The sequence below is a fragment of the Singulisphaera photorubra genome, from assembly GCF_045290345.1.
Classification (GTDB): Bacteria; Planctomycetota; Planctomycetia; order Isosphaerales; family Isosphaeraceae; genus Singulisphaera.
Genome location: NZ_CP155447.1, coordinates 4,657,773 through 4,672,082, shown reverse-complemented (window position 1 = coordinate 4,672,082; position 14,310 = coordinate 4,657,773). Strand labels below are relative to the sequence as shown.

Sequence of the window (14,310 nt, the reverse complement as noted above, 5' to 3'; positions counted from 1 at the left end):
CTCGATACTGAAGTCTTTAACCGAGGCGACGGAATTCGAGAACCTTCACCGTGAGATAGATCATGAAGACGCTCACTGACAGGTGAAGGACCAGGTATCTCAGATCGAGTCGCCCCATTCCGAAGCTGTGGGCCTGGAGCAGGACCGCAACGAACCGGATTCCCTCGGCCCATTCGAGGCGTTGCCCCGCGGCATAGTAGTAGAGCAGCAGGGTCATGAACACGAGCAGGAAGAGGATCGCGAACGTCCAGATCGCCGCGATAATCTGGTTTCGCGTGAGCGAGCTAAAGAAGAGGCCAATCGCCACGAACATCATTCCCAGGGTGGTCAGACCGATGCCCAAGGAGAGTAGGGGGCCGGGGTCGAAATAGAACTTGGCCTGGTAGTAGAGAAAGGGCAGGTAGACGGCGAATGGCAAGAGGAGGACGAGGTACATGACCACCCCCGCGAGCCACTTCGACACCACGATCTCGGTCTCGGTCACCGGCACGGTGAGCAAGGTTTCGATCGTTCCCGAACGCTTCTCCTCGGCGAGCAGTCGCATCGTGAGCGCGGGGACCGCGACCAGGACTCCAATCCAGAAAGGGAGGCTCTGGGAGATATAGTTGTTGAGCGGATCGCGCAAGCTGGAGAGCGATTGCTGATGACGGTTCAGCCCATCGACGAGCTCCCAAAAGTTGAACCAGGCGATCACCTGGAATGCGAGCAGAATGAGAAATGCCATCGGGCTCAGGAAATAAGCCCCGAGTTCCCGGCGGAGCAGGGTCGGAATGTGTCGCATCGTCAAACAGCCTCGAGTTCGGCTTCAGCGGAGATCGTCTCGCGGGTTACGGCCTGAATGAATCGGTCTTCCAGGGTGGTGCGTCTAATATCGAGCTGACGCAAAGGCCAGCCGTTCTGGATGACCCGTTGCGCGAGTTCCTCACGGAGATCGGCCCCATTTTTGGTGTGGATCTCAAAAGCGGCATGATCCCCTTCGAGCTTGCGCTGGACGACGTGCTCGACCCCCGGAACGGTCTCGAGGCCGCGTCTGATGGCGTCGGCCGGTCCTCGTGCTTCGATGACGATCGTACTCTCGGAACGAAGCCGATCGAGTCGGTCGTCGACGGCAATTTTTCCCTTCGCGATGATGATGACCCGCCCGCAAACCGCCTCGACTTCCGACATGATATGCGTCGAGAGCAGGATGGTGTGACGGTTTCCCAGCTCGCGGATCAGGGCGCGGACTTCACGAATCTGGATCGGGTCAAGACCTGCGGTCGGCTCGTCGAGGATCAGGATATCAGGGTCGTGGACCATGGCTTCGGCCAGGCCGACGCGTTGGCGGTAGCCCTTGGAAAGTTGGCCGAGAATCCGCTCCTCAACATCCCCCAGCCGGCAACGTGCAATGACTTCGTTGATCGCCGCCCGCCGTCGCGAGCGGGGAACGTCTTTGAGTTTGGCGCGATAGAGCAGGTATTCGCGCACTCTCATTTCGAGGTAGAGCGGCACGTTTTCGGGCAGGTAGCCGACATGACGTCGGACTTCGAGTGGTTCGTCGAGCATGTCGTGCCCGGCGAGAGTCGCCCGCCCGCTGGTCGGACCGAGGAATGTGGTCAGCATCCGCATCGTCGTCGTCTTGCCCGCGCCGTTTGGACCGAGTAGGCCGACGATCTCACCCCGGCCGACCGAGAAGGTGACGCCGTCCACTGCCTTGAACGAGCCGTAACGTTTGGTAAGTCGATCGACTTGGATCATGGTTAAACGGAAGCCTTTGAAGTGAGGACGAATCGAGACCGGCTCGCGGCCGCAGTCCCGATCCGCGGACAAATGGACGCTTTCATGCCTGATTTGTGACGAGCCCGCCCGACCTTTTTGCAGATTCTCGCAATGCAAGGGCCGGGCGACAACCTCGACTCAGAACACGACCTTCTCACGGTTTCTCCGTTCGAGGACGTTCCTTTCGCTTGGCAAGATCGCGGCGAAGCTGACGAATCTGGTCCTGCGCGATCAGGCTGATCTTGGAGCGGAGGATCGGCGCTCCGTCGAACCAGGCGCGGGGCTCGGCAAAGCTAAAATGGGCTTCCGCCACCAGCACGTTTGGGTCGGATGCGAGCCGGGTGATCGTCACGTAGCTCGCACCTCCTGGAAACGGATGAGTTGCCCCGGCCTCTTCCTTACCCCCGCGTCGGACGATCGGCCACCACTGATTCGCCGCTTTGGGGACCTCGTCGAATCGCCGGTCAGTCCGCGCGGCGATCACCCACGAGTTGGGCGTGCGGGAGGCGACCATCATGTCGGTTCCTTCCACGTGGATCCGGTCGAGCAGGCGTCCCGTCTGGTGGATCAACAAAGTTTTCGACGAGGCGTCCGACTTCGGAACCGCGATCCCCCGCGCCTCCAGTTCGCCGGCTCCAAGCAGCCGGCTTTCAAACCGCATGTTTCCTACCTCAATGGGCTTGGCCTCCGCGGAATTGCGGGAGAGAGCCTCGAGGTCGATGTCGTCGAGGCTTGCGCGAACCGCGAACCAGAGATCCGCGCGTCGGACGAGACTGCTGGTGGTTGTCTCATCTTTGAGTTTGAGAATGAACGGGGCGGACACGGAATCACGAAGGAATTCGGCAACCTTTCGCTCGGATTCAAGCAGTCCGCGGAGAATCTCTTGCTGAGTCTCGGCGGTCTGACCGTCGCGGAGCAAGGGAAGGGGGAAGGCGAACGTCTTCCCCTCGATCACGAGTCCGTCCGCGACGAGCGCACGATAGACGGGGTTCGCGGCTTGATGTCCATCATCCTTGGAATCGGCTCCGACCGCCAGGATGGGGATGAAGAGCAAGAGCGAAAGCGAAAGCATGGCGAAATTCTTCCTTGATCGGGCCGGTCCAGTGTCCCGCCGAGGGAAACGAAAGCAGGGGCGGCTTGACCGTGATTCGAGGTTATCTCGCGACCGACTTCGGGACAAGCGCACGATCTTGAGGAGCCTTCGCCCTCTCTTGACTGAGGATCTCAGATCGCGACGGCGCCATGACGGTGATCGCCGGCGAATCATCGCTTTCAGTCCCCAATCGGAAACGACCGCGATTTCGAAGACCGAGGGGGGCCTCCCGGCCTGATTCTCTTGTAGGAACGTGACTTCGGCGCGATAATAGAACAACCCTGACTGGCTCGGAACTCCATCTGAGAGGATTCGGTACGCGTGGCGATTGCGGGAACGGAAATCAGCGAGCCCTTGGTGAAGCGAACCGTCAAGCCGGAACTCCTCGCACCGGCCGGAGATCGGACGTGCTTGATCGCGGCGGTCGAGAACGGCGCGGACGCGGTTTACTTTGGACTCCAACGGCATAATGCCCGCGCCCGTGCGGCCAACTTTGATGGGGCCGACCTGCCCGATGTCATGACCCTGCTCCATCGCCGTGGGGTTCGGGGTTATGTCACGCTCAATACGCTCGTCTTTCCTCGCGAGTTGCCCGACCTGGAAGAATCCCTGCGTCACCTGGTCGAAGCGGGCGTCGACGCTGTGATCGTGCAGGACCTCGGGCTGGTCCGCTTGATTCGAGCCCTGACCCCCGACCTCGAGATTCATGCCTCGACCCAGATGTCGATCACGAGCACCGAGGGCGTTCGACTCGCCAAGGAACTCGGCTGCTCTCGCGTGATTCTTGCCCGCGAACTGTCGCTCGGCGAGATCGCCAGGATCGGCCGAAGCGCGGAACTCCCCCTTGAGGTTTTTGTCCACGGGGCCCTTTGCGTGGCCTATTCGGGCCAGTGCCTGACCAGTGAGGCCCTGGGCGGTCGGTCTGCGAATCGCGGTGAGTGCGCTCAGGCCTGCCGGATGCCCTATGAGGTCGTCTGCGACGGCACCCTTCAGAACCTCGATGATGTTCGCTATCTCTTGAGTCCGCAGGATCTTGCGGCCTTCGACCTGATCCCGGAGCTGATGGACCTCGGCGTGGCGAGCCTGAAGATCGAAGGACGGCTCAAGGCTCCCGAGTACGTGGCCAACATCACCCAGCACTACCGTCGTGCGATCGATGCCGCCTGGGCGGGGCACCCCATCGAGTTCACGGCCCGCGACGTCCGCGAGATGGAACTGTCGTTTTCGCGCGGGTTCAGTCATGGCTTCCTCGACGGGAACAATCATAAGGTCCTCGTCCGGGGCGACTACGCCAAGAAGCGTGGCATCTTTCTCGGGCGGGTGACCGAAGTCGCCGGCGCAGGCATTCGCCTTGACCTCGCCGCACCGGTCAAACCGGGAGACGGCCTTGTCTTTGATGCCGACCAGGGCGATGAGGTTCCCGAACAAGGGGGCCGCGTCTACGAAGTGCTCCGGGTGACTCGAGAACGCGGTCGCCGCCCGGCCCCGGAACCGACCGGTCTCTCGGCGGGCCCGGCGGAACTCCGGTTCGGCCAGCATGACCTCGACCCCCGGCGGATTCGGCCCGGTCAGCGGGTCTGGAAAACGGACGATCCCGAACTGACGCGCCGGCTCCGGAAATCATTTGAGGGACCCGAGCGGAGGAAGGTCGAGCTCGACATTACGGTCCGCGCCGTGGTCGGCGAACCGCTTCGGCTCGAGGGACGCACCGAGACCGGCCGGGAAGCGCGTTGTGAGTCGACCGCGCCTCTCGATCGCGCCGAGCGCCAGGAGGCGACCGAACTTTCGCTTCAGGAGCAACTGGATCGTCTCGGCGGCTCGATCTATCGATTGAGAGCGGTGACCGCGACCCTTGAGGGGGGGCCGATGGTCCCCAAGAGCCTTCTCAACGCCTTGCGCCGCGATCTTGTCGCCAAGCTCGACGATGCGGCATCTCACACGGCTCCGCGAAGCTTGGCCGCGGAACCGGTCCTCCCCGCCCTCCGTGGCATTGCCGCTTCCTTCGAGCTCGATCCCACGTTGCCGACGGAATTGCCCACGCTCTCCGTGCTCTGCCGGGACACGAAGCAGGTCGAGGCGGCGATCGCGGCCGGGATCAAGACGATCTACGTCGATTACCAGGATATCAAGCGTTACAAAGAGGCTGTGGCCGTGGCGCGTCGCGAGTCGGTCGCGCTTTTCATCGCGACCCCTCGGATTGAGAAGCCGGCCGAGGCCAATCTCTTCCGCTACCTGGAGAAGCAGGGGGCCGACGGCCTCTTGGTCCGCAATGCGGGGGGACTTTACTTCTGCGCCGAACGCGGCATACCCTTCGTGGCCGACTTCTCGTTGAACGCATCGAATGAGTTGACCGTCGAGCTGTTGAAGGCGCGGGGGGCGCTTCGCGTAACGGCCTCTTATGACCTCTGCTTCGAGCAACTCGAGGATCTGATGGCGGCCGTCCCGAGTCCCTGGCTCGAGATTGTGATCCACCAGCAGATTCCGATGTTCCATATGGAGCACTGTGTCTTCTGCGCCGTTTTGTCTCCGGGGACCGACAAGACGAACTGTGGGCGCCCTTGTGATGAGCATGACGTGAAACTTCGTGACCGAGTGGGCAAAGAGCATCCGCTCAAGGCGGATGTCGGGTGTCGCAACACGCTGTTCAATGCGGTTCCCCAGTCGGCCGCCGAATATCTTCCCGGTTATTGGCCAAACGCTCGCGCCATTTGCGAATTGAGTTCCTCGATGACAGCCCGGAGGCGGTCGAGCGAACGATCTCGCTCTATTCCAATGCCATCGCCGGACGGAGCGATGCGCGGACGCTCTGGCGTGAGTTGAAGGCGACGAGCCGCTACGGAGTGACGCGAGGATCATTATCGATCCTGTAGAACTACGTCACAGGGGCTTTCTCCATCCTCCTTGGAGGAGCCTGTACCGTCATTCTGAAATGCAATACGATCCCGCGAGTGACGTTCTTCATCTTGCCGACTCGCGGGCAGATCGCGTAGTTTATTTTGTCTTGCCGGGCAAGGCGTTAGAGTTCCGTCAAGAGTCTGAGCTGGGGGCGGGATGGAACGGATTGCGGTGGGGATGTTGGGATTGGGGAACGTCGGCTCGGGAGTCGCTCACCTGCTCGGGCAGCATGGTGACCGGATCGCGGTCCGCGCGGGGAAGCAGGTCCACCTGAAATGGGCCGTGGTTCGCGATCCTCAGAAGTCACGCGGCGTTGACCTGGCTGGGGTCCGCCTGGTGACCGACGCGCGTCGAGTCATTGAAGATCCCGAGGTTGGGGTCGTCATCGAGGCCATGGGGGGGACCGATCCCGCCTTGTCGCTCATCCTTGAGGCGCTGGCCGCAGGCAAGGATGTGGTGACCGCCAACAAGGCGCTCCTGGCCGAGCACGGAACGCAAGTCTTTGCGCAGGCTCGAAAGTATGGCCGGGCGGTCGCCTTTGAGGGGAGCGTGGGTGGGGGGATCCCGATCATCCAGGCGCTCGGGGTCTCGCTGGCGGCCAATCAAGTGCAGAGCCTGGCAGCCATCCTCAACGGGACTTGCAATTTCATCCTGACCGCAATGACTCAGGAGGGGCTCACTTACGACGTCGCACTTCGCCAGGCACAAGAGCTCGGGTACGCCGAGGCGGACCCGACCCTGGATGTCGACGGCAGTGACACCGCCCACAAGCTTGCGATTCTCGCCCAACTGGCGTTCGGAGCCAGCGTCAAGACCGCGCAGATCGCCCGAGAAGGGATCGACCGACTCCAACTCGCCGACCTCAAATATGCCGCCGAACTTGGCTATGCGATCAAGCTGCTGGCCTTGGCCAAGCTGTCCGAGTCGGGGTTGGAGCTGCGAGTCGCTCCGACCCTAGTCAAGAAGGGCACTCCGCTGGCTGAGGTTCGTGGCCCTTACAACGCGATTCGAGTCGTGGGGGACGCGGTCGGTGATACCTTTTTCTATGGCCGGGGCGCCGGGATGATGCCGACCGCGTCGGCAGTCGTCGGCGACCTGATCGACGTGGTCGTCGGCCGAGCGGCCTTGACCTCCCGGGCCCTGAACCTCTGGCCCGAAGCGGCTCCGGCACCCCGTTTGAGCTCGGCGGCTCAGGTGCGGAGCCGATACTACCTCCGATTCACGATCGCGGATCGCCCCGGTGTGCTGGCTGCGCTGGCCCAGGCGCTCGGAGCGCATGCCATCAGCATTGCCAGTGTGATTCAGCACGATCCGGGTGATGATGCCCCCGCGGATAGCCCCGTTCCGCTGGTCATCATGACACATTCCGCGGTCGAGGCCGAAATGACGGCGGCACTGGCCGAGATCGATCGGCTCGACGTGGTGCGAGCGCCTAGCATCTGCCTGGGCGTGGAAGAATAACGGTTGATGCAGTGAGTCATCGGGTTCGTTCTGTTTCTTGCCCCTCCGCCGCATTTGCGAGCTAGAAAGTCCATCGAGCACGAGATCCATGCCGACCAAGTACGCCATTGTGATCCCCGACGGAGCGGCCGACGAGCCGCAGGAGTCGCTCGGCGGGAAGACGCCGCTGCAAGCCGCACGGACCCCGGAGATGGACCGCATCGCACGGGAGGGCGTGCTCGGCCGTTCGCGGAATGTCCCCGATAAGTTCCTTCCGGCCAGCGATGTCGCGACCCTGAGTCTCTTTGGCTACGACCCGCTGCTGTATTACACGGGCCGAGCGCCGCTCGAAGCGGCCGCGATGGGGCATGCACTCGGATCCGACGACTGGGCCATTCGCTGTAATCTGATGACGATTCGTGATGGTCTTTTAAGCGACTTCACGGCGGGTCACATTACCAGCGAAGAAGGACAAGTCCTGATGGAGGCGCTCCAAGCGAAGCTGGGGCGTCCCGGGATCGAGTTCTTCCCGGGTGTGAGCTATCGGAACTTGCTGATCGTCCGCGGTCAGGGGAAGACTCCACCCTTCGATGAGACGACTCTGACGACACCTCCTCACGACCAGCCCGATCGCCCCGCGGCCGACTTTTTGCCGCGAGGCACGGGCTCGGAGTTGCTCCAGGAGCTGATGCGGGAGGGGACCGCACTGGTCCGCGATCACCCCGTGAACCAGGCCCGGCTCGCCTCGGGAAAAGCGCCGGCGAACGCGATCTGGCTCTGGGGACAAGGAAAGGCCCCGGCTCTGCCGAAATTCTCCGACCTTCATGGGCTGAAAGGGGCGATCCTTTCGGCGGTCGACCTGGTCCGTGGGGTCGGCGTGCTCGCCGGCTGGAACCGGATCGACGTACCGGGAGCGACCGGTTACCTCGACACGGATTATGCGGCCAAAGGGCGAGCAGGGATCGAGGCCCTGAAGGACCATGACCTGGTCTGTGTTCACGTCGAGGCCCCTGACGAGGCGAGCCACGAAGGGCGTTGCGATGCCAAGGTCGAAGCGCTCGAACGAATCGACCATGACATCGTGGGCCCTCTCCGGCGTGCCCTCGAAGGATACGGCGACTGGCGGATCCTGATCTCACCCGATCATGCAACGCTGCTTCGGACCCGGGCCCACGATCGAGACTGGGTGGCCTGGGCGATGGCCGGAACGGGCTTCAGCCCGTCGGGACACCCCTATGACGAAGCCTCGGCCCGTGCCGCCGGCGGCCCGTCGTTCGAAAGCGGCTTCGAGTTGATGAAATCGTTTCTAGGATCGACCTGACTCTCCTCTACTTCGTCCGGTGGGTGAAGAGTTTCGCCTCACCTCACCCACCGACGAGCCCGAGATTTGCGGAGCCAAGCCAGTGCCTCTTCTGGTCCAGAAGTTCGGCGGCACCAGCGTCGCCGATGCCGACAAGATTCTCGCCGCGGCTCGCCGAGCCATCCAGGCCCATCAGCGCGGACAGCAGGTTCTTGTGGTCGTCTCGGCGCGTGGTCACACGACCGACGAACTGATCGCACTTGCCAAAGAGATTAACGAGCATCCCCCCGCGCGCGAGATGGATATGCTCCTCTCGACGGGCGAGCAGATCAGCGTCGCGCTCATGGCGATGGCGATCCAGGCGCTGGGCGTTCCCGCGATCAGCTTTACCGGTGCCCAGATCGGCCTTGTCACTGATAGTTTTCACAGCAAGGCGCGAATTCGCAACATCTCCACCGAGCGGATGATCCAGGCGCTGAACGAGGGCAAGATCGTCATCGTGGCCGGATTCCAGGGAGTGGACCAGGACTACAACATCACGACCCTGGGACGTGGCGGGTCCGACACGACCGCCGTGGCCCTGGCCGCCGTGCTGGGGGCTGATGCCTGCGAAATCTATACGGATGTCGATGGCGTCTACACGACCGATCCCCGAGTCGTTCCCGAAGCGAGGAAGATCGATCGGATCAGCTACGACGAGATGCTCGAACTGGCCAGTCTGGGCGCTGGCGTCATGCATTCGCGGTCGATCGAGTTCGCCAAGAAGTACGGCGTGCCGGTCCACGTGCGAAGCTCCTTTTCCGATGCGCCGGGCACCTGGATCGTGGCCGAAGGGTACGCCAGAAGGCTGGGCGTGACGGTCACAGGGGCGGCCTTGGCCAAGGATGAAGCGCGGATCACGGTCTTTCGAGTGCCTGACCGCCCGGGTGTCGTCCACTCGCTCTTCCATTCGATTGCCGGGTCGCACATCGTGGTGGACATGATCGTCCAGAACGTCGCGACCGACGGGACAACCGAAGTCAGCTTCACCGTGGACTCGGGCGACCTGGCCGAGACGCTTCGCACGGTTGAGAACGCGGCCCGATCCGTGGGCGCGTCCGGAGTCGCCCATGAAGCCGAGGTCGCCAAGGTCTCGGTCGTCGGGCTTGGTATGAAGACTCACACGGGGGTCGCCACCACGATGTTCGAGGCCTTGGCCAACGCCGGCATCAACATCCAGATGATCACGACCAGCGAAATCAAGATCAGCGTGCTGGTCGACCGTGCTTCGTCCGCCCTGGCCCTGCGAACCGTGCACAAGGCGTTTGCCCTTGATGAATGGGACAACTCCGCCTGGCCTCCCTTCACGGTGGAAAACACTCCGGCCAAGACGTTGCGGCAACCACAGGACACGGAGAACGGATCAACTTCGACCCCGCCTCAAGGGATGGAGGAGCTGGTCATCTCGGGGGTCGAGCTTGACGAGGGACAGGCGTGCATCACCTTGTTCAACGTCCCCGACGAACCGGGATATGCCGGCAGAGTTTTCCGCCGGATTGCCGAGGCGGGGGTCTTTGTCGATATGATCGTGCAAAACATCAGCACGGCCGGCAACACCCATCTCTCGTTCACCGTCCCGCGCGCCTCTGCTGAAGCGGCCACCAAGGCAGTGACGGGGATGGGCCCGGGGGAGGTCTCGGTCGAGCCGAGCATCGCCAAGTTGTCGGTCCTCGGGGTCGGAATGCGCACGCATACAGGGGTGGCGACCCGGATGTTTGGCGCCTTGGCCGAACGCGGAATCAACATCGCCTTGATCAATACCAGCGAAGTTCGAATCAATGTGGTGACGGATGCAGGGCGGGGCCAGGAGAGTCTCACGTGCTTGAGGCAGGCCTTCTCACTGGCCGATGAGGCGTAACCTGTGTGGTGCCGGGGGAGCGGGTCGAGGCGGCTTATAACGCTTCGCCGAATTCCTTTTCCTCGCCTGCGTCGTGATCGGCCTTGGCGTCGGTGTGGGTCCAACAATTTCCGTCGGGTGGGCACGGCCCACCCGACGGGAATCGATCGCGAGTTGATGATGACTTCATGACGAGTTTGACGAAGAGTTACGGGGAACTTCAGCCGGCGATTCCCTCCGTAAGGCTTGGTAGGCTGAAGCCTACACAACGGAAAACTAAGAGTGGGACGCGGCCAATCCTGTGTGGTGGATTCTACTCGCCCTTGCATGGCCGGTTCTCGTGAAAGCCTGCCCCGATCCTCCCGAACTCAGGACGTGACATGCCCGAACGTGGAGTCGTCGGTCACTTCGGCTGGGCTTCCCCCCACTCGAAACGATTGACCTTTGGCCTTGCTCTGTTGGCGTTGGCCACGCTGATCTGCTTGATTGGGATGCTCGGCCACTCCGGACGAGTCAGTGCGGCGACCGATTTCGACGTCGTCGTCCATGACTGGGTGGTCGCCCATCGTGGTGACTGGCCGAAGTTGATCCAGTCGATGCTCCTGGTGACCCGTTTAGGTGATCCACCGTTCGCAGTCACGTCAACCATAGCGGCCATGCTCTGGATCTACAGTCTCCACCGGCGGTCGATCGCGGGCGTTCGGCGTTCCGAGGTCTTCCTCTGGCTCTGGGCGATCCTCGGGGCATGGTATATCGGGAGGGTCCTCAAGCTTTATTTCAAGCGTGAGCGTCCCCCGATCGTTAACCGGCTCGTGATCGAGATGTCCTACAGCTTCCCGAGTGGGCACAGCGTTTTTGCGGGTGCCTTCTACACAACGTTGGCGATTCTTCTGTCTCGGGTAGTTCCGCTCTCACGGCCTTGGCTTCGAATCTTCGCCATCAGTCTCTGTATGTTGGCGGCAATCACCATTGCGATGAGCCGGGTCTGGCTGGGAGTCCACTATCCCACGGACGTGCTGGCAGGGCTCTTGATCGGTTCCTCGACCGTGCTTGGCGTGTGGTTGGTGCGGATCGGCTGGGCTCACTCGCAGCCTTCCGGCCAGGGGGATCAGGCTGTCGAGGGCTGTTGGAACGAGAGCCAGTCTCCGGGGGTTGAACGAACGGCCGGATTGGACGAGAATAACTGACCTGACATCGCTTTCTTTCTCTTTCTCTGGGCGCGAGATCTAATCTGTGGCACGCGACAAGGTGGTACTGGCTTATAGCGGCGGACTCGACACCTCGGTCGCCGTCAAGTGGATCAACGAAACGTACGACCTGGATGTGATCGCGTATACCTGTGACCTGGGGCAGGGGCAGGATATTCAGGCGATCCGCGAGAAGGCCTTGCGGACCGGAGCGGTCGAAGCGATCGCCGAGGACGTCCGGAATCTCTTCGTCGACTTCTTCGCGTTCCCGTCGCTGATGGCCGGAGCGCTCTACGAGGGAAAATACCCGCTGGCGACAGCCCTCGGCCGCCCTCTGATCGCCCAACTGATGGTCCGGGTCGCTCGTGACCACGGCGCGGTGGCCGTGGCGCACGGTTGCACGGGTAAAGGGAACGACCAGGTGCGTTTCGACGTCACCTTCCAGACCCTCGCCCCCGACCTGAAAATCATCGCCCCGGTGCGTGAGTGGAAATGGACTCGGACTCAGGAGCTCGAGTACGCGGCCAAGCACGGCATCGAGGTCGAGGCGACCAAGAAGTCCATCTTCAGCACGGATCAGAACCTCTGGGGTCGCTCGATCGAAGCAGGGATCCTCGAGGATCCGTGGGTTGAGCCCCCGCCCGAGACCTTCCAGTGGACCGTCGACCCGTCCGTTGCGCCGGACGAGCCCGAGGAGGTCGAGCTCACGTTCGATCGGGGCCGCCCCGTGGCTCTCAACGGCCGCGAACTCGGCGGAACCGAGCTGATCGAGGAACTGAACAAGATCGCCGGCCGCCATGGTGTGGGGCGGGTCGACCACATCGAGAACCGACTGGTCGGCATCAAGTCGCGTGAAATTTACGAAGCGCCCGCCGCGCTCGTGCTTCACGAGGCCCATCGCGAGATCGAATTCCTCACCTTGTCGAAAGAGGCACTCCGCTTCAAGACGCTGGTCAGCCAGGCCTATTCGGACCTGATCTACAACGGCCTCTGGTTCAGCGCCTTGCACCAGGACCTGATGGCATTCGTGGTCTCGAACCAGCAGTACGTCTCGGGCGTCGCCCGGGTGAAGCTGTTCAAAGGTCACGCCATGATCGTCGGTCGCAAGAGCGAGCATAGCCTCTACCGCCACGAACTGGCGACCTACGAGGAAGGCGACCAGTACGACGCCTCGGCGGCTCTGGGCTTCATCAAGATCCACGGCCTCTCGCAGACCACTCAGGCCAAGCATCAGTTGCTCAAGAGCGGTGGTCACTCGCACCTTGAGTTGCCCAGTATCATTCCGCCCGCACCCGAGAAGAAGTAAGCGACGGTCCACGGTAACGGTATGGAACCCAACGGCCCCCTGCACTCGAAAAGAAGTGCAGGGGGCCGTTTCGTCGAATTCGGTTGTGTCCGTTGCTGAGGACCGCCCCCCACGATTTCATGGTCGGCAAAGAAGGAGCCCGCCAAGACCAAGGATGGTCCGACGGGCTCAATCGCTTACCCGATCAGAATTCGACAGAAAAACACGAAACGATTCACGGAATTGTTCAGATCTTGCTGACGCATTTGAGTTTCGTGGATCAGCCGAGCCTCAGCTCAGTAGGAATCGGCGCCAATCACCTCGCCTTTATTGATGGTCTGGAGTCCCGCCCAGATATCCCCGTTGATCGAGTCCTTGAGGAAGTGCACGCTCCCGTCGGCGAAGAGCATATTCAAGCCGCCAGAGTGCTTGCTGGACATCACCCAGACGCTGGGGAGTTTCCTGGGGTTAGCTCCGATCGCCGGTGCATTGGGAAGAGTCAACTTATAGTTACGGGTCGTGTCGGCGGTGTGATAGACAACGCCGTGAGTTGATCCCCAACTCCCCGCGCCCCAGAACGGTCCGGGGCCTGCTCCCGCGCCGAAGTGGAGTTGAACGGATTCACCCATCATGCAGGTGTTACTGGAACCGTCTCGAATATCGTCATACTTGACGGAAGAGTCATTCCCAAAGACGCCACGGTCTTTCGGTCGTCCGTTGAGGATCGTGTCCTCGTCGTATCTTGACACACAGAGAACATAGTTGCTCGGTCGGGCATTCAGCCGAGAAAATTGAGTCCCGCCCGCCGCCGCGCCTGTCGGATCATTGACGACGTCGGGAGAGGAGTCCGATGGGCAAGCGAATGTGGCGATCATTGTCCCCACCATCGTGCTATTGACGGCCTGTCCTCCCGCGGCAAGTCCGACGACCACGGTGTTGGCGCTTGCCGCTAAAACCGCGTTGCTCGAGGGCATGCTGAAATTGTAGCCCGCATTGACCGCGGTCGCCTCCAACTGGTTCAGGATCATGGCGAGGCCGGTCGTATTCAAGACAAAACCGGGGTTGCCGGCGCCACCGTTAGGAACCGATCTCCCTGTGCCGAAGACCTTGGCCGGCGGCAAAGTATTGAGAGCTGAGTGGTAGCTGGCAAACGCGATTCCGAACTGCTTCATATTGTTCGCACACTGGGCGCGTCGACCTGCCTCTCGCGCACTCTGCACTGCGGGCAAAAGGAGTGCAACGAGGACACCGATAATCGCGATAACCACGAGCAGTTCGATCAAGGTGAAGCCACGACGCGATCGCCTGAGTGATAACTCGTCCATCGTAAAACACACCTTTCCGCGGAAGATACGGTCAGTCCGGTTTTCAGAATGAGGACCGGGGACGTGATAACGCTTCTGAGAACATTTCACTCTAACCCACGTGGCCCTCGAATTGCGAGCAAACTTTTTCCACGCGCGCAAACGGACATAG

General features: G+C 61.8%; 9 protein-coding genes and 1 pseudogene. 6 read left to right on the top strand and 4 right to left on the bottom strand.

The features are described 5' to 3' along the window. Positions 1-16: 16 nt before the first annotated feature. The 3 genes from V5E97_RS17625 to V5E97_RS17615 form a co-directional block, all read right to left on the bottom strand. Positions 17-781 carry an ABC transporter permease gene (locus tag V5E97_RS17625; protein ID WP_406700601.1) on the bottom strand — a complete coding sequence of 255 codons (765 nt, stop codon included), beginning with the start codon at positions 779-781 and terminating at the stop codon, positions 17-19. A gap of 2 nt (positions 782-783) precedes the next feature. Further along, the gene (locus V5E97_RS17620; protein ID WP_406700600.1) at positions 784-1,737 is read right to left on the bottom strand and encodes an ABC transporter ATP-binding protein; all 954 of its coding nucleotides are present in this window, start codon (positions 1,735-1,737) and stop codon (positions 784-786) included. Between the two features lie 175 nt (positions 1,738-1,912). Then, on the bottom strand, positions 1,913-2,830 hold the full coding sequence (locus V5E97_RS17615; protein WP_406700599.1) for a hypothetical protein: 918 nt from the start codon (positions 2,828-2,830) through the stop codon (positions 1,913-1,915). Between the two features lie 342 nt (positions 2,831-3,172). Here V5E97_RS17615 and V5E97_RS17610 point away from each other — a divergent pair. The 6 genes and pseudogenes from V5E97_RS17610 to V5E97_RS17585 all read left to right on the top strand — a co-directional run bounded on the left by V5E97_RS17610 (position 3,173) and on the right by V5E97_RS17585 (position 12,855). Further along, positions 3,173-5,721, top strand: a pseudogene (locus tag V5E97_RS17610) (U32 family peptidase). 181 nt (positions 5,722-5,902) lie between these two features. After that, a complete protein-coding gene (locus V5E97_RS17605; RefSeq protein ID WP_406700598.1) occupies positions 5,903-7,207 on the top strand; it encodes a homoserine dehydrogenase in 1,305 nt (434 codons plus the stop codon). A gap of 88 nt (positions 7,208-7,295) precedes the next feature. Beyond that, positions 7,296-8,507 (top strand): cofactor-independent phosphoglycerate mutase, encoded by a 1,212-nt coding sequence (locus tag V5E97_RS17600; RefSeq protein WP_406700597.1) that lies wholly within the window; start codon positions 7,296-7,298, stop codon positions 8,505-8,507. An 82-nt stretch (positions 8,508-8,589) separates the two neighbouring features. Then, positions 8,590-10,383 (top strand): aspartate kinase, encoded by a 1,794-nt coding sequence (locus tag V5E97_RS17595; protein WP_406700596.1) that lies wholly within the window; start codon positions 8,590-8,592, stop codon positions 10,381-10,383. A 359-nt stretch (positions 10,384-10,742) separates the two neighbouring features. Next, the gene (locus V5E97_RS17590) at positions 10,743-11,549 is read left to right on the top strand and encodes a phosphatase PAP2 family protein (RefSeq protein WP_406700595.1); all 807 of its coding nucleotides are present in this window, start codon (positions 10,743-10,745) and stop codon (positions 11,547-11,549) included. Between the two features lie 46 nt (positions 11,550-11,595). Then, positions 11,596-12,855 carry an argininosuccinate synthase gene (locus tag V5E97_RS17585; protein ID WP_406700594.1) on the top strand — a complete coding sequence of 420 codons (1,260 nt, stop codon included), beginning with the start codon at positions 11,596-11,598 and terminating at the stop codon, positions 12,853-12,855. Between the two features lie 275 nt (positions 12,856-13,130). Here the strand turns inward: V5E97_RS17585 and V5E97_RS17580 are convergent, their stop codons facing one another. Beyond that, positions 13,131-14,159: a DUF1559 family PulG-like putative transporter gene (locus tag V5E97_RS17580; protein WP_406700593.1), complete on the bottom strand. Its 1,029-nt coding sequence runs from the start codon at positions 14,157-14,159 to the stop codon at positions 13,131-13,133. Positions 14,160-14,310 lie beyond the last annotated feature (151 nt).

Excerpts from the sequence above, each read along its gene's own strand:
- V5E97_RS17625 (WP_406700601.1), bottom strand. The coding sequence starts at position 781 with ATGCGACACATTCCGACCCTGCTCCGCCGGGAACTCGGGGCTTATTTC.
- V5E97_RS17620 (WP_406700600.1), bottom strand. The coding sequence starts at position 1,737 with ATGATCCAAGTCGATCGACTTACCAAACGTTACGGCTCGTTCAAGGCA.
- V5E97_RS17615 (WP_406700599.1), bottom strand. The coding sequence starts at position 2,830 with ATGCTTTCGCTTTCGCTCTTGCTCTTCATCCCCATCCTGGCGGTCGGA.
- V5E97_RS17605 (WP_406700598.1), top strand. The coding sequence starts at position 5,903 with ATGGAACGGATTGCGGTGGGGATGTTGGGATTGGGGAACGTCGGCTCG.
- V5E97_RS17600 (WP_406700597.1), top strand. The coding sequence starts at position 7,296 with ATGCCGACCAAGTACGCCATTGTGATCCCCGACGGAGCGGCCGACGAG.
- V5E97_RS17590 (WP_406700595.1), top strand. The coding sequence starts at position 10,743 with ATGCCCGAACGTGGAGTCGTCGGTCACTTCGGCTGGGCTTCCCCCCAC.
- V5E97_RS17580 (WP_406700593.1), bottom strand. The coding sequence starts at position 14,159 with ATGGACGAGTTATCACTCAGGCGATCGCGTCGTGGCTTCACCTTGATC.